At 51.1% G+C, this 19,109-nt stretch carries 18 protein-coding genes; 11 read left to right on the top strand and 7 right to left on the bottom strand.

The window, feature by feature from the left end; all coding sequences use genetic code 11:
- Positions 1–62: 62 nt before the first annotated feature.
- The 5 genes from HYT77_07235 to HYT77_07255 are packed head-to-tail and all read left to right on the top strand — an operon-like array spanning position 63 to position 5,023.
- Positions 63–2,324, top strand: coding sequence for a DNA translocase FtsK 4TM domain-containing protein (locus HYT77_07235; GenBank protein MBI2067789.1), 2,262 nt, complete (start codon positions 63–65; stop codon positions 2,322–2,324).
- Positions 2,325–2,331: 7 nt separating this feature from the next.
- A complete protein-coding gene (locus tag HYT77_07240) occupies positions 2,332–2,934 on the top strand; it encodes an outer membrane lipoprotein carrier protein LolA (protein MBI2067790.1) in 603 nt (200 codons plus the stop codon).
- Positions 2,900–3,613 carry a ComF family protein gene (locus tag HYT77_07245; protein ID MBI2067791.1) on the top strand — a complete coding sequence of 238 codons (714 nt, stop codon included), beginning with the start codon at positions 2,900–2,902 and terminating at the stop codon, positions 3,611–3,613. Before HYT77_07240 ends, HYT77_07245 begins: the two co-directional genes overlap by 35 nt.
- Complete coding sequence (locus HYT77_07250) at positions 3,610–4,392, top strand: inositol monophosphatase (protein MBI2067792.1); 783 nt, start codon at positions 3,610–3,612, stop codon at positions 4,390–4,392. Before HYT77_07245 ends, HYT77_07250 begins: the two co-directional genes overlap by 4 nt.
- Positions 4,376–5,023 carry a tetratricopeptide repeat protein gene (locus HYT77_07255; protein MBI2067793.1) on the top strand — a complete coding sequence of 216 codons (648 nt, stop codon included), beginning with the start codon at positions 4,376–4,378 and terminating at the stop codon, positions 5,021–5,023. Before HYT77_07250 ends, HYT77_07255 begins: the two co-directional genes overlap by 17 nt.
- A gap of 57 nt (positions 5,024–5,080) precedes the next feature.
- On the opposite strand, the gene HYT77_07260 is transcribed toward HYT77_07255, so the two are convergent.
- Positions 5,081–5,695: a hypothetical protein gene (locus HYT77_07260; GenBank protein MBI2067794.1), complete on the bottom strand. Its 615-nt coding sequence runs from the start codon at positions 5,693–5,695 to the stop codon at positions 5,081–5,083.
- Positions 5,696–5,815: 120 nt separating this feature from the next.
- Between HYT77_07260 and HYT77_07265 the strand changes: the two genes are divergently transcribed.
- Positions 5,816–8,572, top strand: coding sequence for a hypothetical protein (locus HYT77_07265; protein ID MBI2067795.1), 2,757 nt, complete (start codon positions 5,816–5,818; stop codon positions 8,570–8,572).
- A gap of 47 nt (positions 8,573–8,619) precedes the next feature.
- Here HYT77_07265 and HYT77_07270 read toward each other — a convergent pair whose 3' ends face one another.
- Positions 8,620–9,987: an aspartate aminotransferase family protein gene (locus tag HYT77_07270; protein ID MBI2067796.1), complete on the bottom strand. Its 1,368-nt coding sequence runs from the start codon at positions 9,985–9,987 to the stop codon at positions 8,620–8,622.
- Here HYT77_07270 and HYT77_07275 point away from each other — a divergent pair.
- From HYT77_07275 to HYT77_07285, 3 genes are read left to right on the top strand one after another with little or no spacing between them, the layout of a single operon-like run.
- Complete coding sequence (locus tag HYT77_07275; protein MBI2067797.1) at positions 9,986–10,786, top strand: hypothetical protein; 801 nt, start codon at positions 9,986–9,988, stop codon at positions 10,784–10,786. The genes HYT77_07270 and HYT77_07275 overlap by 2 nt on opposite strands.
- 49 nt (positions 10,787–10,835) lie before the next feature.
- Positions 10,836–11,534 (top strand): ferredoxin, encoded by a 699-nt coding sequence (locus HYT77_07280; protein MBI2067798.1) that lies wholly within the window; start codon positions 10,836–10,838, stop codon positions 11,532–11,534.
- Positions 11,534–12,301 (top strand): TatD family hydrolase, encoded by a 768-nt coding sequence (locus HYT77_07285; protein ID MBI2067799.1) that lies wholly within the window; start codon positions 11,534–11,536, stop codon positions 12,299–12,301. The genes HYT77_07280 and HYT77_07285 overlap by 1 nt, the downstream gene beginning before the upstream one ends.
- A gap of 3 nt (positions 12,302–12,304) precedes the next feature.
- On the opposite strand, the gene HYT77_07290 is transcribed toward HYT77_07285, so the two are convergent.
- The 3 genes from HYT77_07290 to HYT77_07300 all read right to left on the bottom strand — a co-directional run bounded on the left by HYT77_07290 (position 12,305) and on the right by HYT77_07300 (position 14,792).
- Positions 12,305–13,519 carry a hypothetical protein gene (locus tag HYT77_07290; GenBank protein MBI2067800.1) on the bottom strand — a complete coding sequence of 405 codons (1,215 nt, stop codon included), beginning with the start codon at positions 13,517–13,519 and terminating at the stop codon, positions 12,305–12,307.
- Complete coding sequence (locus tag HYT77_07295) at positions 13,516–14,457, bottom strand: hypothetical protein (protein MBI2067801.1); 942 nt, start codon at positions 14,455–14,457, stop codon at positions 13,516–13,518. The genes HYT77_07290 and HYT77_07295 overlap by 4 nt, the downstream gene beginning before the upstream one ends.
- A 62-nt stretch (positions 14,458–14,519) precedes the next feature.
- On the bottom strand, positions 14,520–14,792 hold the full coding sequence (locus HYT77_07300) for an HU family DNA-binding protein (GenBank protein MBI2067802.1): 273 nt from the start codon (positions 14,790–14,792) through the stop codon (positions 14,520–14,522).
- 248 nt (positions 14,793–15,040) lie between these two features.
- Here HYT77_07300 and gyrA point away from each other — a divergent pair, with 248 nt between their 5' ends.
- Both gyrA and HYT77_07310 read left to right on the top strand, forming a co-directional pair.
- Positions 15,041–17,476 (top strand): DNA gyrase subunit A, encoded by a 2,436-nt coding sequence (gyrA, locus tag HYT77_07305; protein ID MBI2067803.1) that lies wholly within the window; start codon positions 15,041–15,043, stop codon positions 17,474–17,476.
- Entirely contained in the window at positions 17,442–17,933 is a 492-nt protein-coding gene (locus tag HYT77_07310; protein MBI2067804.1) for a DUF192 domain-containing protein, read from the top strand. The genes gyrA and HYT77_07310 overlap by 35 nt, the downstream gene beginning before the upstream one ends.
- Here the strand turns inward: HYT77_07310 and HYT77_07315 are convergent.
- Together HYT77_07315 and HYT77_07320 are read right to left on the bottom strand one after the other, a co-directional pair.
- Entirely contained in the window at positions 17,833–18,735 is a 903-nt protein-coding gene (locus tag HYT77_07315) for a peptidylprolyl isomerase (protein MBI2067805.1), read from the bottom strand. The two genes, HYT77_07310 and HYT77_07315, sit on opposite strands and share 101 nt — an antisense overlap.
- 69 nt (positions 18,736–18,804) lie before the next feature.
- A complete protein-coding gene (locus HYT77_07320; protein MBI2067806.1) occupies positions 18,805–19,083 on the bottom strand; it encodes an acylphosphatase in 279 nt (92 codons plus the stop codon).
- Positions 19,084–19,109 lie beyond the last annotated feature (26 nt).

A 19,109-nucleotide genomic window follows, 5' to 3' on the forward strand; every position in this document is an offset into this window, starting at 1 on the left:
AGCGAACCACCTGTCAAAAGAGCCTTTGACTTTCAGGGTGCCCAACTTATAATTCTGATATCATGCCACTTCGGGGGCGGGGCGAACTTGTCGGAAAACGTCATACGGGCGACCTTAAGGGGTTGTTGGTCGTTGCGATCGGCATTTTTGTTGCCCTCTGCCTCTTCTCTTTCGATCCGTTTGACCCGTCGCTCCACTCCTACTCTTCTTCCCGTGAGATCCAAAACCTGGGTGGGCTTATCGGCTCCTATCTGGCGGACTTTTTAATCACTCTCCTCGGATATGGTTCCTATCTCCTGCCGATAGCCCTTATGAGCCTCGGGGTGGCGGGTCTTCTCCACCGCGGGAGGGGGGGGGCTGTTGTCAAAATTTTTGGTCTCCTGCTTGTTCTGCTCGCCGCATCTGTTTTGTGTCATTTGCAGTTGGCGCCGATCGGCGAGAGGGGCATTTCTGCGGGAGGGCTTGCGGGATGGGGGCTTAGCCGATTGCTCAGCCGGGCCTTTGGTCTGGTAGGGACCTATCTCCTGACGACTGTTTTCCTGTTGGTCGCCTTTGTTTGGGTGACTGAAATTCCGCTGGCCCAGTTTGGGAAGATTCTCCTGCTCCTTGCAAAAGAGATCTCAAGCCGCTTGACGACTGTCTCGCGCATTTTTTGGGCGCGTGCCAAGATCATTGCAACCCGTTTTGTAGAAAGCGCCTTCAAAAAAGTTCGTAGTCGTTTCCAAAAACAAAAGGATCGGATAGTCGGAAGAGAACCGGTCATCGCGGTTGAAAAACCAAAACCTTTTTTTATGGAAAAGGCCGTTGACAGGGCGGTGCCTGGGCCACAGATCCGGCCTCGTTCTGATCATAAGCAGAGATCGCAGGAGCAGCTTGAGTTAATACGTCCTCCGGTGAGGTCGGATTATGAACTTCCTCCCTTGAGCTTTCTCGAGTCTGACTCCCAGGAAAAGACCCAGGTGGATGAAGAGGGGTTGAAACTCAATTCAAAGCTTCTTGAAACCAAACTCAAGGACTATGGGGTGGATGGGAGGATTACGGAGATTCATCCAGGCCCCGTGATTACGATGTACGAGTTCGAACCGGCATCCGGTGTCAAGGTGAACAAGATTGTGAATCTTGAGGACGACCTCGCGCTGACCATGGGGGGAAAATCGGTCCGGATCATCGCCCCCCTCCCCGGCAAGGCGGCGGTTGGTATTGAAATCCCCAATAATCTTCGTGAAACTGTTTGGCTAAAAGATATCATCGGGCATTCCCGCTTTCAGAAGTCGACCCAGAAGCTTTCGCTCGCCTTGGGAAAGGATACGGAGGGGATTCCCTTTGTTTCCGATCTGGCCCGGATGCCCCATCTTCTTGTGGCAGGTGCGACCGGTTCGGGGAAGTCGGTCTCGATCAATTCGATGGTCCTTTCGCTCCTGTACAAGATGTCTCCCCGTGAGGCCCGCCTTATTATGGTCGACCTCAAGATGCTGGAGCTTTCAATTTATGAAGGGATCCCCCATCTTCTACTGCCGGTGGTGACGAGTCCCCGTCGGGCTGCCCTGGCACTTCAATGGGCCGTCAAGGAGATGGAGAGACGGTACGAGGTCCTCTCCAAAAAATCGGCGAGGAATATCGATAGCTACAATCGTCAGGTTGAGGCCAAGGAACAGTTGCCGCTCATTGTTATTATTATCGATGAATTGGCGGATCTCATGATGACCACTTCCCACGAGGTGGAGAGACTCATTACCCGTCTGGCTCAGATGGCTCGTGCGGCCGGCATTCATCTGATTCTCGCAACACAACGACCTTCCGTCGACGTCATTACCGGACTCATCAAGGCGAATTTTCCGGCGCGGATCTCCTTCAAGGTGACCTCCAAGCATGATTCCAGGACGATTATTGACACCGTCGGTTCTGAACACCTGTTGGGGGCCGGAGATATGTTGTTCATGTCCGGGGGTTCCTCTCACCTTTTGAGGATTCATGGGGCCTATGTCTCCGAGCATGAAATCTTGAAGGTTGTTGAACACTGCAAGAACCAGGGGAAACCGGAATATCTCGAGGAATCTGTCTTGAAAGAACTGGAGCAGAAGGAAGAGGCGGCCGACTCTCAAGCGGAGGAGGGGGCAGAAGACGAACTTTATGATCAGGCGGTCAGTCTCGTTACCGAGACACGTCAGGCCTCCATCTCGATGGTTCAGCGGAGGTTACGAATCGGGTATAACCGGGCGGCCCGCTTGATTGAGAGGATGGAGCGAGAGGGGGTTGTTGGGCCGGCCGATGGGGCCAAACCGCGCGAGGTTTATGCCGGGGCGATGTCCGGAATCGAAGGATGAACTTTCCATGTCGATTTTCAAAGGGACGCTTTGTTTTTCGGTCCTCCTTATTCTGTTTTCGGTCCAAGGTCTCGCCAATGATCTCGTTGCCCGCGTCGAGAAGGCGTACCAGGAAACCGTCGTCCTTCGGGCCGAGTTCGTCCAGAGGACCTACGTCGAACTCCTGGAAAAAGAGGTTGTAGAAGAGGGGGCGCTTCTTTTGGCGAAGCCAGGACGGTTTGCCATCCATTATCATGGCAAGAGGGAGCGGAAGTATCTCTCGGATGGCCGCAGGCTCTGGATCGTTTATCCGGGGGAAAAAGAGATCGAAACGATTGCCAATGTGAGGGAGGCTGTCTCCCAGGAGGCGCTTGCCTTTCTCTCCGGTCTGGCCGAGATGAATCGTGAGTTTGATGTCTCTGTCAAGAAAGATACAGGGGTCAGCAAGAGACTGGAGCTTAGGCCGAGGAGCGAAAGATCCCCTTTTAAAAAAATTATTCTGGTTATTGATCCTGAAAGTTACCTGGCCCGTGAGATTTATTTATATCCCCGTAGTGGCAATCAGAGTCATTATCTCTTAAAGAGGTTGAAAACTGGTGATTCTGTCACAGATCAGTCATTTCGCCCTTAATCTCTTCTGGCCCCTTCAGTGTCTCGAATGTCGGACATTGATTGCCCGTGGGGATTTTTGTGACCGATGTGAGCCTCGCTTTTCGTTTCTTCAGGGGCCGTGTTGTCCCCTCTGTTCACTTCCTTTTGATTCCAGTCTGGATAGCGATCACCTTTGCTCTTCTTGTCTTGAGGTGTCCCCCCCTTTTGCACGAACCATCGCGCTAGGAGTCTATAAGGAGCTTCTTCACGAGATGATTATTCGCATGAAATATCATCAGGAGGAGAGGGTTGCAGAATTTTTTGGGGAGCGTCTTGCCCGAAAGATGATCGATGAACAGATAAAGGGAGATTGGCTCATCCCGGTTCCCCTGCATCCCAAGAGATTGCGTGAGAGAGGATTCAATCAGGCGGTTGTGATGTCGAAGGTGATCTCGCGAGTGACCGGGATTCCGTTTTCCCCTTTCCTTCTCCGACGGGTCCGGGATACTTCTCCCCAAACGGGGCTGGAGGCAGTTGACCGAAAGAAAAATATGAAAGGGGCTTTTCAGGTTGAAAAAGAGGCGTTGCTGGAGGGGAAACAGGTCATCCTGATTGATGATGTCTACACAACAGGGGCGACGCTTCGGGAGTGCGGCAAGGTTTTAAAAAAAGCAGGGGCGGTTGAAATTAATGTTTGTGTTGCTGCAAGGACGCCATGAATCAATTTTTAAAGATCGCCCTTGAGGCGGTGCGCGAGTCGGGCAAGATTCAGATGGCTAAACTGGGTCGTGTCCGCCGCCTCCGGTTCAAGGGGGAGATCAATCCGGTTACAGAGGTTGATCTTCAGTGTGAGGCGACGATCCTCAAGATCATCCGCAAGCGATTCCCCGAGCACCAGATTCTCTCCGAAGAGGCCGGAATGATGGAAAGACCCTCCGATTATCGCTGGATCGTCGATCCTCTCGACGGGACGGCCAACTATTCGCATGGCTATCCACTGTTCTGCACATCGATCGCCCTGGAGCATCGAGGCCGAGTTATCGCGGGGGCTGTCTACGAGCCGAATCTCGATGAACTTTTTTATGCAGAGCGTGGGCATGGGGCGTTTCTCAATGGTCGTCGGATTCGGGTCTCCAAAATAAACAGGATGAAGAGGGCCCTTCTCTGTACCGGGTTTGCCTACGACCTCAAGAGGGTGAGGGATAATAACCTTAAAAACTTCGGGAATTTTATTATGTCGGCCCAAGCGGTTCGCCGGGATGGTGTGGCGGCCTCGGATCTCTGTTATGTTGCCTGCGGGCGCTTTGAGGGGTTTTGGGAGTTGGGTTTGTGGGCGTGGGATGTTGCCGCTGCCGCCCTAATCATCGAAGAGGCGGGGGGAAAGGTGAGCAGCTTTAACGGGCAGAGGCTCAATATTTACGGTCGTGAGATTGTTGCGAGCAATGGGCTGATTCATCATGGAATGCTGGAGGTTTTAAAACATGGCCGACACCGGTAGCCCAAAAATTCAAAGGGCGTTTGAATTGATGAAGGAGAAAAACTATGAGGAGGCGGAAAAACTGCTTCAATCCGGTTTGAGAGAGTCGGAACAGGGGGAGAAGAAATCGGAACAGGCGCTCTTTCACTCAGTCTTGGGAATTCTCTTCAAATTGAAAGAGGATTTTCAGAACGCCTGGCGGCATTACGAGAAGGCCGAAAAGCTCCTTCCGGATGACCCTGCCTTGAAGATTATAACCGCCAAGTGTTTGATCGACCAGTTTGCCCAGTTTGATACGGCAATTAAAAAACTGAAAAAAGTGCTGAAGCTGACCAAAGGGGTTCCCTCCTTTGAGCACCAGGCCAACGCCTTGTTGGCGATTGCCTATCTTAAGAAGGGTGACCGAAAGGAAGCGATTGACAAGATGGTGGAGTCGATGAGGGATGATTTTCAATCGATGATCACGGCCGACAATATCAACCTGGACGTGGTTGCCGCCTTTGCGGCCCGGAATTTTGAGTTGGATCTCTGTCGTCAGTATTTGGAGAAAGGTTTGACACTGGCTCATCAACGGAGCGAAAAGAAGTCGATCCAGTTATTTGAAAGATTGTTGAAGAGTTGTGAGACTCCTCCCTCTCCCCTCGTGGCCTGAAAGGGGTGTGTTGAAAAATGGCATTCTTCAACGGTCCCGAAAGGTGGATGAGGGGAATTAGGGCATTGGCCAGACGAGAAAAGTTGGCCCAACCATCAGTGACAAATCGGCAGCGAAATTGCTACCGCTTGGATTCGGCATTGAATAAAGAATTCCCCGGACATCAATTCTCCAGGCGATCCAGTCGATCTTCTTGAATCTGATTTTCATCCCACCCCCGAGATATCCAACGCCACTCCCATTCCCGTTGAACTCCAATAATCCTCCTCCCAGAGAGGAATAGAAATCCGCCTCGACCGTTTCATTCTTACCGGCATACGCGGCCGGTTTTGTGGCGACCAATCCTCCCATAAGGAACTGCATGTTTCTGTTGGTGAGACTCTGACCGAGGAGGCTCGTCCCATCGGCCCCGGCTTGGGAATAGTCGTAATTTAAAGAAATACCGAGAGAGGGAATCAGATTGAACTGAAAATCCCCGCCGACAATAAAGGTGTGATTGAGCTTGTCTCCAAAATATTCCCCCCCCATTGGGGTCATCTCGATCCGGAAATTGTCCGAGTGACGGTGGTCAAAATCGAGGCTCGCCGGCAACTGTCCCTCTCCGGGGAAGGCAAAAAGGAGGGAGGGGAGAAGGGTGAGGAAAACACTCAGACTGTAGAACCAAGACCTCATTTTTTGTCTGTTTACCCCCAAACAGGCAGGAATATAGAAAAATTTAATAATAAAATCAAATAATTAAAAACATGGTCCCTTGGCCTCACTTGGCATGACATCTGCACTAGAATCTGACGGATGAATTTCTATCGTTTTCCGAACCCTCTTTTGAGAACAGTCCTCGTGGTTGGCCTCTGTCTGTTCTTGTCTACTTTAGGGTGTGGTGAGATCGAAGAGGATGGAGATAGTTTAACACCTCCTCCGGGGCCCTCGCTCACGGAGCGTCAGACGGCTGAGGTAGGGCCAACCCGAACACTCTCAAGGCTCCCGCTATTTGAAGAGAGCCCCGATGTTGAGGAGGAGCCTCCTCCGGAAACCTGTGACGCCGATACCGATTGTGATGCAGGGGAGCATTGCGAAGGAGAACTGTGCGTTCCCGATGGCCCCCCCACGTCTTGCACTGAGTCGGTCGTTGCCGGCATCGATCTTGATGTGACTGCCAATGAGCGGCAGATTGAAGAGTTGGATCTTGGAGATGGGGAAGATCCAACGGTCCGGTATGCCGCGATCAAGCTGACCGCCCCCAATGTGACCGAGGCCTATATCTACGGCAACTTCAGTGTGAGACATGAGACGGATGATCTCACGGGCGTTGAACGAGTCATCCCCCTCATTTTTAATCCAGAGTTGGCAGAGGCCCCCAGTACTGATTACTACCAATTGAGAGCAGTGCCGAGTCAAGATTTTGTCCCCTGCACTCCGGAGCTTTGTCCCGAAATGGACGACGAGGAGCTGTTTGAGGAGATTGAAGGGGATCTTTATCGCTACAAGGTCCCGCTTCAAAATGGGTCATATGCCTTTCTCTTCGAGATGAGTGAGGAGAGGCATCAGTTTGTTCCCGTTTTTCGATGTGGCGAAAATCCTCTTGAGGTTCATGAAGGGGATGACGAAGAATCGCCCCGTGCCTCTATCCCTACGTGCAACCTCCTCCCTTGGGAAAAGTCCCCTCATATCCAGGTCGATATGGCGGTTCAGAAGGCACTCAGTGCGAGTATCTCCGTAAGATATTTAAGACCAGAGTCTGATTCCGAGGAGGATTCTGGTGGAGGCTCCGGTTCAGGAGGGAGTGACTCCGGCAGTGATGGAACAGGAGGTTCTTTCTTATTTACACGGGTCCTAATGAATTTCAACCTGTTGTCGCTTCTTTCAGGGCAAACCTCCTCTTTTGATCTCGACCCGTCCGGGGTGATCGCCATTGATGAAGTGAAACGGTATGTCCCAATCAAAAAGAATCGCATGGAGATTACCTGCCGGGCCTCGGGGATTACCAATACAGAGACAGTGGTCCACAGGGTGGAGATTGGACCCCTGCCCTCTGTGGTTGAAGAGGACGGCAATATTGAGTTGGGTGAAAGCGGGTTCCAGTTGGGTGGGGATTTTGCCTTCCATACGATTCCCCAGACAAGTCAGGGGGATGACTGTGATTGGCGCATGATCCGTTGGGATTTTGGGAACAATCCCCAGGATATGGATCATGATGACGATGGCGGCCAGTGCAATGCGACCCTTCTCTGGCAGTTTGCCCAGGACATGAAGATTACCCAGGTCTCTTCCGAGGAGCGGGTCGTGGGGCGCTACAAGACCCCCTGGACAGGGGAACTAAAAGTTAAATCGTACCAGACGGAGAATGAGGCGGCGATCAACAACGGCGTTACCTGCAATGATAATGTTTGGAGCTTCAAGGCAAGCGATTACACAGAAGGCGGAATATTGAAGGAGGGGAATGCGGGCCTTAGCATCGTTGCCTCCAACTGGAGCGATCCTGAACCGTACAACAATGCCCCGATTCCCGGGGGGGGGAGAACGGGAGCAAGTCAAGGATTTATCATCAAGCAACAGAAGAATGTCTCGCGGAGCTATTCCACCTGCAACCGATACAAGATCAAGGCGAAATCGTTCGACGGTGGTGAAACGGAACAGCACACGTTGAACCTGCAATATCACTCGGAGTTTGAGGTGGGGGATCGAGAGGATATCGGCTCCATCAGCAACTGGTGTGTTAACTATAGTGATGGCTGGGGGCGTGGGGTGACCTGGAGAATCCCATTTGAGGCCCAGCATATCAAGGAGATCGACACCAAGGTCTACTTCTGGGGATGCCGGCATCGGCCGACGCTCTCAGAGTTTGCTACCTACCAGCAAGGTCATTATTGGTCCAATGTCTGTGGCTGGTTTAAAGAGACAAGGGGAGAGGAGATTTTCTACGGGAGTGATTTCCTGGGACGTGATGATTGGGATTTAGATAACGTTCTTGAGGCGCTTGCCGAAGAGGATCCGGATGTTAACTATTTGAGCAGAACGGATTGGTATGAAGATCTCCCCCTGTTGTTTCCAGGAAGCATGGGAGAAGGTTACTACATTTCGACCCGCAATCCTCAACTGGACGGGGTCAAGTATTACAACTTTGACAACGAGTATAAATTACAGGGGAATATCCATCCCATTGCGCAACCTGAAGAAGTCATACCTGATGAGGATTGTGATCCGGGGAGCTACAATACCGTCAGCCGGGAGGAGAGGGAGATGGGTGGTGGTGGGTCGCACATCAAGATCTCCAATGCTCGCTTCCGGCAGTATCGTGTCGTGATGAAGGCCAAGGGGTATGACGGCCGGACACTGACACGCAAACGACAATTCCGGATTTCGAACAGGAGATTTATAAAGGCGCCTCTTGATGGTGAGGCGCGGGGTAGCCTTTGTGATGTTGATGCAGATTGCTACCATTACTGTGAGGATCCCGCTAATAGCCGCGGACCTTGTGAGGTCTGCCGCGATTCAAATCTCAACTCTCTTGAGGGGATGGGGCATAGGCGCTGCGCCCCCTGGAAACCCTAGTATGGTTTATCAACAAAAATGTACTAATCAAAAGCTGATCAACCATATTACGAAGATAAGGCATTTTTGGCGAGCGTCATTCCGATCTCCCAGGCGGCGCCGGGAAATTTGTGGCAATCAGAGACAACCTGATCAAACGCCTGCAGAAAATTCTGGACATCTTTTTCATCAATAATCAGTGGTGGTAGCAATTTCACGAGGTCGTTGTGTCCTGCGACCTGTGTGAGGATCCGATGCTTGGTCAGCAAAGGGACCACAATCATCTGACCAAAGAGACCATGAGCGACATGGATCATCTTCCAGCCGGCCCGGAGCTTGAGCGATTTCGGCTCCTGAAACTCAATTCCGATCATGAGTCCTCTTCCACGCGCCTCCTTGAACATCTCGTATCTCTTTCCGAGTTCGTTGATCCCCAGAAGGAGTTGGGCTCCGAGTGATTCAGCCCTCTCGGGTAATTTCTCCTCCTGCATGATCTGAAGGGTCGATAGTCCACAGGCCATTGCGAGGTTGTTTTTTCCAAAGGTGTTAGAGTGGACAACGCAGCGATCCATCTTGGAGAAGATCTTCCTGTAGATCTCACGCCGGTAGAGGATCGCCCCGATCGGAACAAAACCGCCGGAGAGCCCCTTGGCAATGCAGACAAGGTCGGGTGAAATCCCGGCCTGTTCGTAGGCAAACCACCTTCCCGTCCGGCCGAGACCGGTCTGCACCTCATCGGCGATCATAAGGGTCCCGTATTTCTTGCAGAGCCGTTCCGCCTCTTTCAAGAAACCGGTTTCGGTCAGATAGAGACCCTTCCCCTGGATCGGTTCGAAGATAAAAGCGGCGTATGTTTTTTGAGAGAGCTCCTGTTCGAGTGCCTTGAGGTCATTGTTAGGGACCTCCTTGCCAGGGAGGAGTGTTCCGAAATTGTCACGGAATTCAGGATTGCCGTTGGCGGAGAGAGAGCCGAGCGTCAATCCATGAAAGGCATTTTTCAGATAAAGAATCTGATCCCTGCCGGTCGCCCCACGGGAAAATTTGATGGCTCCTTCCACCGCCTCGGTTCCGGAGTTGGTGAAGAAGACGGTATCAAGGTGCGGGGTGAGAGTTAACAGTCTTTCGGCCAGCAGACCGGAGAGCAAGGAGCAGTCCATCTGCACCATATGAGGGAGGTCCATCTCAAGAATCTCCCGGATTGTCTCCTGGATGCGCGGATGATTGCGGCCCAGCGCAAAGACGCCATAACCGGAGAGAAAATCGAGATACTGATTGTTATCCTTGTCATAAAGGTACGGCCCTCGGGCTCGTTTATATATTTTGTCAAAGCCGATCGTTCGGAGCACCTTGACGAACTGGGGATTGACATGCCGATCGTGAAGCTCGTAGTTCTCGCCCCATCGATCTTCAATCAACTGTTTGACGGAGAATGACATGGTCCGCTGGTTAGCACTAGTGTTGATCCTCTGCAACCCCTTGGTTTGGTCCTCCGAACGGCAGACCCCTGAGGGGAGAGGGCCAGATAAACAGTGTCCGCTTGCCCAGCTTCCCCCGCCTTCCAACCGGAGGGCCGATTTTATTGAACTCCTTCGGGGTTTAAAAAAACTCGATGTCAGCACCCGTGATGAGGAGCTCTACATGATCTTTCACAATGAACCTCCCAGGACAAAATTGGAGCAATTCTTTCGGCTGCTCTATTACATCCAGAAGGATCGTGCCGAGCAAATCCCCCTTGAGGTGACTCCTCCGGGCATTACAGAGATCTTATTAGCCGCCAAGGTTTTTACGGATCCTTCCTTTCCGAACCGTATCCAGAAAGTAGAGTTGGACAGAGAGAGGCGTTTTACCGTTTTTTTTGACGCGCCGGAGGTGCGTTTTCCTTTAAATTCAGGGGTTGGTTTTGCGGTTTATGAACATGGCAAGTGCCAGTGGGCGAGGGAGCTGATTTTTTACAACGGATTTGGTTTTCGTCTGCGCGAAAAAAAACGGAATCTCATCGCTGAGGATTTTGGCAAGGTGCAGCTCTTTGGAGATTTTGGGGCCCGGCATGGACCGATCAAGATTGACTTGAGTTATGTCGATCTTGAAAGGGTCGAGTTTATCGACGGAACGGACCAGGGAATCGTGAAGAGCCGCGTGGCGGACCGCGAATTCAAATCCAATCCCCACTCCTTTCTTTTTCGATGGATTGGTCCGCTCATTCCCGATTCGTCTCGGCAAAGGATTGATTGGTAAGTGCGTTTCTTGACAAAACGGGTTAAAAAAACATAATACCGAGTCCATCATGGGTGAAGCTGCCAAGAAAATGGAAGGGTATGCCGTTTCGGAGGCCTGTATTGCGTGTGACGCCTGTTGTAACGATTTTTCAGAAGTATTCAAGATGAATGCCGACCATACCCGTGCGATCGCCTATGCTGAGGTTGAGGCGGGCCAGTTTGATCCATGGGATATTATTTATGACTGCCCGGTTGATGCGATCTCACTCATCAAAGGGGAGCTTCCACCGCCCCCGGCAGGTAAAAAACCGAAGAGCACCAAGGAAGAAAAACTACCGGTGCCGGAGGTTGTTGATACCCGACCTTGGGAGGTGCGTTGGGCGGAGGCGGAAAAGCGTGGCTCGGAGCCCTACTGGGAACGGATGAAGCGTTATGGGCAGGCGTATTCCGTTGAGGAGACCCCCAGCCAGTATCACTTCAGATTTTCACTGCCGACCTTTGTTCCGGAGCATCCCCTCAAATATAAGATGAATCTCCCGAACAAGATGCCGGATTACAAATTTGATATCCAGATGACAGACGGCGGAACCGGTCTCAAGTTAAAGGCCTGGCTGGAGGATGCCTCTCTCAAGAGATTTTCAGGGATGATTAATTCATTTCCGGACCGCTTTCAGCGTGAGATTGATCTCTCCTCCCCCGCCAAGGAGTTCAAGCACAATTACAATCCGCAAGAGAAGGTTCTCGATATCATTGTCGATAAGACCTGATGCTCATTGACACGCATTCCCACCTTTTTTTCAAAGAATTCAAAAATGACCTCCCGGAAGTTTTGGAGCGGGCAAGGCAGGCCGGTGTGACGACGATGATCAATGTTGGGACTGATCTTCTCTCAAGTCGTGAAGCGATCACTATGGCCCATCAGTTCCCCAATCTCTATGCTGCCGTCGGAGTCCATCCTCATGATGTTGCCAGGATGGGAGAGGATGATTTGGGTCTTATCCGTGAGCTGGCACAGGACGAAAAGGTGGTCGGGATCGGAGAGGTGGGGCTTGATTATTACTACGAACATTCTCCCAGGGAGGTTCAACAGGCGGCCCTTCGAAAGTTTGTTCGACTCTCCCTCGAACTGGGCCTGCCGATTATTCTTCACTGTCGTGACGCCTTTGACGACTGTTTTCGGATTCTGGATGAGGAAGGGGGATGGCAGGGGAGAGGGGTTTTTCACTGTTTCACAGGGGACTGGGCTGTTGCCTCACGGATTGTTGAAAAGAGGTTTTATATTTCGTTTTCAGGGATTGTGACCTTTAAAAAATCTCACTCATTGCATGAGGTGGCTCGTTCCGTTCCCGCCGACCTTTTTTTTCTGGAGACCGACTGTCCTTTTCTGGCCCCCGAACCGTTTCGGGGCAAAAGAAACGAACCCTCATTTGTCGGGAAGACGGCGGAGTCTGTCGCTCAACTGAGAGGAATCAGCTTGGAAGAGATGGCCCGACAGACGACCCAAAATGCCCAGCACTTGTTTACCCTATTGTAACAATTAATTTTCAAGGTCTTCAGGGCGGAGTGGTTTTCCCAAAATATTTTCCAGTTTCGTCAGGATGACCTCTGTTGGTTCTTTCGCCTTCTGGTCCAGCGCCATTCGTACGGCCGTTCTTTGAACACGGCCTGCTGACCTAAATTGAATTTCGACGATCTCAAAAAGGCGGCGGTTGACGGCCTCAAAATCGGTTCCTTTCTGAAGCAGGGTGATCGGTTTGGTCTCATTGTTTTTATCCGACTTAAAATCATAAGGACCTCTCAACTTAGGATCCATGATCTGATCGACGAGACCTGGGAGTTCCGGAAAGAAACGGTTGGCCTGGTCGCGCACATCGATGGCAAGCTCTTGGGCGGAGGAAAATTTTTGAGGCAGTAAATCGCCACCTGAAAGCGCTGCCGAGATTTTCAATTTCAGCCTGTTGTTGTGGTTTTCGGGTCGCGCGACGTAACTTTCAAAAAAACGGTGGGAGTTCCCGATAAGACGGGCAAAGGTCTGGATAAATCCTTTTTCTTTTCGTCCCCATCGAAGGTAGGCTGTCAAGCCTTGCCAGGCCAAGGCAGGGGATATTTGCGCCGAGTGGTAGGGGTTATGAAGGTCTTGCAGATAGTGAAAGGAATTGGCTAAAAACCGCCATCCCCAATAAGGTTCGTCCAATGAAAAGGCGAGCTTCGAGAGAAGAAACCAGACCTCCGCGCGTTGGGTTGCCTCTCCAACGGATCGGAGTGGTACCCCCATCGTGCTGACAGGATGTCTCCAGGAAAAGGGTGGTTTTTCAATGTGTCGGAACGCCTGGGAATCCGGACCATCGGGAGGGCCAAACCATTTTTGATCGTGAAACTGAGGCTGGATTCTCCCTTCGTGGTTCCTTGTAAAGAGATCCATGTCGCGTCCGTCATCCGGGTCGTTGGAATAGGCGGTGAGAATTTCATGAGGTGTCAGCAAAGTTTTCCCCCTGGTTTCCGGGAAGGTTGAATCGAGGGGGACGGCCGGATTAATCTTTAACCAATGCGAAAAATGCCAAGGGTCACCCAATTCATGAGGCAGTTTTTCCAGAAGACTCATCAAGGGTCGGACTTGAATAGGCTGGGTTAAACCCCACTCAAGAGAGACGTCTTTGAGGGCAATACGGGCCATCTCCTGATGGTGCTCGGCATCCCACGCCACCAGAATGACAGGAGCAAACAAGACGAGAAGGGCAATGATCTTTTTCACAATTTGCTCTCAAGCAGGTCAATAATCTCTTTTTCATGCGACTCTCCATCTGTCTCATTCCATTCGCAGAGGAGACCGGGGCTGGTGATGTTGATATCCGTCAATTTTTCATCAATCAGATCGAGGCCGGCAAAAAAGACACCCCGCCTCGAGAAAAAATGACCGACCTTCTGACAAATCTGTTCCTCGCGCGGTGTGAGGGACGTGGCGGTAACAACCCCGCCGCGATCGGGATCGGTCAGAAAACTTCCCTCTGGGGGACGACGGCGAATGGCACCGGCCATCTTGCCGTCAACAATAAAGACCCTTTTTTCACCCTCATGAACAGGAAGAAACTCTTGCACCATAACTACTTTTTTCCCGTTAGCGGTTTCCCGATCGATGATTATGTTCAGGTCCGGATCGGACAGGCTGATTTTCCGGACCCCTTTCGAGGCATAACTATTGAGATCCTTGAGGACGCCTATTCCACCTGCTTGTTGCAAGAATAATGCAATCTCCTCCGGGCGGCTCGTTACAGTCGTTCGAGGAATCCAGGGTGCGAAGTGGAAGATCGATAATTTTTCATTAAAGCTCATGAGCGAGGAGGGACGATTGATGACCCAGGTTTGTTCTTGAACCAGCGACAGGAGGTGTGTGGCCTGCCGATAGAGGGTATTGACCGGAGGATCTTTCCTCATGAGGATCAGTCGGAATTCATTTAATGGAAGTAACGCTTCATCGTCAAAGGTGAAATAGGGGAAACCGTCCTGGACCATGATCGCCCGGCCATTGGCCACGACCGCTCCATTTTTTATGAAGAGCTGGGCTGGTGTTGTATAGAAGAGATGATGATCCCGCTCGAAGAGGTTCTTGAGGAGGAGATGGGAGGTGTCCTTGTGCCAGTTGTACCCCTCGTAGGGATCCATCACAGCGAGAATTTTTAACGGTCTCGACATAAAATGAAAAACCCCTTTGCATAAAACAACAAAGGGGTCTTTACGCTAGCTCGAAAGTTGTCTTACTGACAAGCCTTTCGAAGCTCTTTCCCGGCTCTGAATTTCGGGACATTTGCTGCCCGAATTTCGATTTCAGCGCCTGTCTGCGGATTGCGTCCCTTGCGGGCACGCCTCTTGGAGACGAGGAAGGTTCCGAAGCCGGTCAATGTCAACTTGTCCTTTTTCTTCAGACACTTTGTGACATTGGCAGTAACGGAATTCAACGCCCTCTCAGAGACGGCCTTCGAGATCTTGCAGTCCTTCGCGATGAGCGCGACGAGTTCACTTTTGGTCATTTTATTGTCACCCCCTTTCCTGACGAGTTTCTGGTTCTTTCTAACCCGCATCTCACAAGGATTTGCGGGAACCAAAATCTGCAGATGTCGGACTTAAGCCAATCCCTTTCAAGGAGTCAATCAAAAAACAACAGAACGATTTTTTTGAATGCGTGCAAATCCTTGCCAAATCGGTCTTGGAGACGGATAGCTTGGCACGGTTTTTGAATTGACATTCCCTCTGTTTTTGAAGATTAATTTTGTACCTTATGGTCCGTTCTGCCGAAATTCGACCTGTCAATATCGAAGATGAGATGAAGGACAGCTACCTTGATTACGCGATGAGCGTCATCATCGGTAGGGCGATTCCGGATGCCCGTGATGGGCTCAAGCCGGTTCATCGTCGGATCCTCTATGCGATGCTCCAGGAAGGGCTTCTTTCCAACAAGAGATATTCAAAGTGTGCTGGTGTCGTGGGAGAGGTTCTGAAAAAGTACCATCCCCACGGTGACTTGGCGGTTTACGACGCCCTGGTTCGTCTCGCCCAGGAATGGAACATGAGGTATCCCCTCATTGATGGTCAGGGGAATTTCGGTTCGATCGATGGGGATTCCGCGGCTGCCTATCGATACACCGAGGCACGTCTTACCAAACTGGCTGAGGAGATGCTGGCGGATATCGACAAAGAGACGGTTGATTTCATTCCAAATTTTGACGAATCGGCCGAGGAGCCGACCGTTCTGCCCTCAAGAGTCCCTAATCTGTTGGTCAATGGTTCGGACGGTATTGCCGTTGGCATGGCGACCAAAATCCCCCCCCATCATCTCGGAGAGGTAATTGATGGCTGTTTGGCCCTCATTAAAAATCCTGAGGTGACGGTTAAGGAGTTGATGAAAATCATTCCTGGTCCTGATTTCCCGACGGGGGGTTTTATTCATGGTCGCGAGGGTATCAAGAATGTTTACGAGACCGGCAAGGGTAGCGTCCAGATGCGTGGACGTGCGTTGATCGAACCTGTCGCGAAGGGGGATCGTGAGAGCATCATCATCACAGAAATTCCCTATCAGGTGAACAAGGCGCGTCTCATTGAAAGGATTGCGGATCTTCATCGGGATGGAAAAATTGAAGGAATTTCCGATCTGCGTGATGAGTCGGACAAGGACGGGATGCGAATCGTTGTGGAACTTAAGAAGGGGAGCGTCTCCGGTGTCGTTTTGAATCAGCTTTATGCGCACACCCCGTTGCAGACGAATTTTGGTGTGATCTTGCTCGCGATTATTCATGGGAAACCGCAGATTCTCAATCTGAAAAATGCCCTGCAGATTTTTGTTGATCACCGCAAAGAGGTTGTCACTCGCCGAACTATCTATGATCTCCGTAAGGCGGAGGAGCGGGCTCATATTCTGGAAGGACTCAAGATTGCCGTGGAGAATATTGATGCGGTGATCAATCTCATCAAGAAGTCACAGAACCCCCAAGAGGCGAAAGCTGCGTTGATGAAGAAATTTAGTCTGTCCGAGATTCAGGCTCAGTCAATTTTGGACATCAAGCTTCAGCGGTTGACGGCCTTGGAGAGGGAGAAAATTGTTGAGGAGTATGCGGCAGTTCAGAAGGAGATCAAGAGACTGAAGGAAATCCTGAAAAGTGAGAAACTGCTCCTGGAAATTATTTCAGGTGAACTTTCCGAGATTAAAAAGAACTATCATGATGAGAGGAGGACGGAGATTATTTCCCGAACGGAGGAGCTTTCTGTTGAGGACCTGATTCAAGAAGAAGAGATGGTGGTGACGATCTCCCATCAGGGCTATATCAAACGGAACCCGATTAGCATTTATCGGGCCCAGCGTCGCGGCGGTCAGGGAAAGACCGGGATGACGACCCGTGACGAGGATTTTCTCCGCGATCTCTTTGTTGCCTCCACCCACTCCTACGTTTTGATCTTTTCAAGCGTTGGTAAAGTGTATTGGCTCAAGGTTCATGAAATCCCCCAGGCGGGTCGTACTGCCAAGGGTAAGCCGGTTGTCAATCTGGTTCAAATGGCCTCCGGTGAAGAGATTGCCGGTATCCTGACGGTCCAGCAGTTTGAGGAAGGGAAACATGTTATTTTTGCCACGAAAAGAGGACTGGTCAAAAAGACCGAGCTCATGGCCTACGCCAATCCCCGATCGGCCGGCATTATTGCCCTGGGGGTTGAAGAGGGGGACTGTCTGATCGGGGCCGCCTTGACGTCGGGCGATCAGGAGATTCTTCTTTCAACGCGTGAGGGCCAAGCGATCCGCTTTCATGAAAATGAGGCCCGTCCGATGGGGCGAACGGCAGTCGGTGTTATCGGGATCCGGTTAGATAAAAAGGATGAGGTTGTGAGTCTCGAGGCGCTTCGACCGGGTCAGACGGTTCTTTCCATCACGGAAAACGGATATGGAAAACGGACCTCCCTGGAGGAGTATCGTGTACAAGGCCGTGGGGGGAGCGGCATCATTACCATCAAAACGACCGAACGGAATGGTCCTGTAGTTGGTGTTCAGCAAGTGACCGATGATGACCACATCATGGTTATTACAACCTCTGGTAAAATCATTCGGCTGAAAGTGAGCGAACTGTCGGTTATCGGAAGAAATACGCAAGGATTCCGTCTGATTCATCTGGAACAGGGAGAGAAAGTTGCCGCTTTTGCCAAGTTGGCTGAAAAAGAGGGAGAAGAATAGCCTCCTTCTCTTCTTGCCGATCCTTTTGTTAGTTCACTGCAGTAATCGGGCAGAGGAGGTGGAGGTTCTCTTTCAGTCTCCTCAAGGGCTTAATTTCTATCAATTGGAGGTTGCCAAAACCGGTCAGCAACGAGCCCAGGGGTTGATGTTCAGGGAGAAACTTCCGAGCCGAGCCGGTATGCTTTTCGTATTTCCCCAGAAGACAGCTTCCCCCTTCTGGATGAAAAATACCCCTCTTTCTCTCGATATTCTTTTTATAAACGAGAGGGGGGTGATTGTTGATCTGATTGAAAGGGCGACCCCTTTTTCCGAGGAACTCCTTATTCCAAAAGAGCCGTATGCTTACGTTATTGAAATCAGGGGTGGCTCTTCTCTAGCTCTGGGTGTCCGGGTGGGAGGGCAGGTGCGGTTGCCTGAGGCTTGTTATCAAAGAATTGCACCTTGCGATCCTTCTTGAGTTGATCCAGAAGATCCTGTCGCACCTTCGACTGAATTCGAAACCGAATCCCCATCGAGGCCTCCTCCAATGATTGAGAGGTCTTTGCCTCCAGGACTTTGATCAGGTGGATGCCGTCTTTAGTCTTGATCGGTGTGGAGACATCCCCCTGTTTTAGGGCGAACGCCTGCTCTGAAAGCGTGAGCCATCCCTTTTGTTCCAGGCGCTTGTCACGGATTGTTACATATTCCAGATTTCCACCCCGCTTCTTGGTCATCTCATCCTCGGAGACCTCCGAGGCGATCTTGCCGAATTCCTCCCCTTTTTGAAGTCTCTCCTGGACCTTTTTGATGAGGGCTTGCGCGGCCTCTTCGGTTCTCTTTGAAACCGGCTTGTTGTCCTTTCCCTTCTTTTCATCAACGGTCCGAATCAGGATATGGGCCACCTTCACTCGCTCGAATTCATCCTTATTGTTGTCGTAATATTCTTTGATCTTTTTATCGAGCTCATCGTCGAGCAGTGCCTGTGAGATGATCACCTGGCGGTAGAGATCGAGCTTCTTTTTTGTCCTCTCGTCGCGCTGCAGCCCCCGTCGAATAGCCTCTTGGTAAAGCAGGCTCTGTTCGACATAGTTTTCTACAATCTTCCTCTTCCCCTCGGGAGTCGCCAGTCGATCGGCAAGGCGGGGATTAACCTCCTCAAGGATCTTCAGGTCAGATTCATGGATTGTTTTTCCACCGACCTTTGCCAAGGCAGGGCTGTGATCGCAACCTTGCAGGAAGAAGAGACTGAGGATGAAGACAAACAGAATAGACTTTGGCATAACCCCTCCCTTTTTGTATTAAGGTGACAAGATAAAGTGATTAACAATTTTGTCAAACAGAAAGAAGGCTTATCGAACAATGCGGAAATCCGTCAAATCCCCATGAAATTTTTCCAGGGTGACCTCTACTTTAGAGACACGTGCGGTGGGAGGGCCCTCGTGGCACCAGTCAATCAGTTGACGGACAGGTTCGCTCTCTCCTTCAACAACCACCTCTACTTTGCCCTCTTCGGTGTTTCGGACCCAGCCAGTCAGATGCCTGCGGGTCGCCTCTTCCTCCGTACAGGCACGAAAGCAAACCCCTTGGACCCGGCCAGAAATTACTAAATGGGCTCGAACTTTTTCCATTTCTATCTTAAGTTAGGCGACTCACT

Source organism: Deltaproteobacteria bacterium (assembly GCA_016180855.1).
Lineage (GTDB): Bacteria > UBA10199 > UBA10199 > JACPAL01 > JACPAL01 > JACPAL01.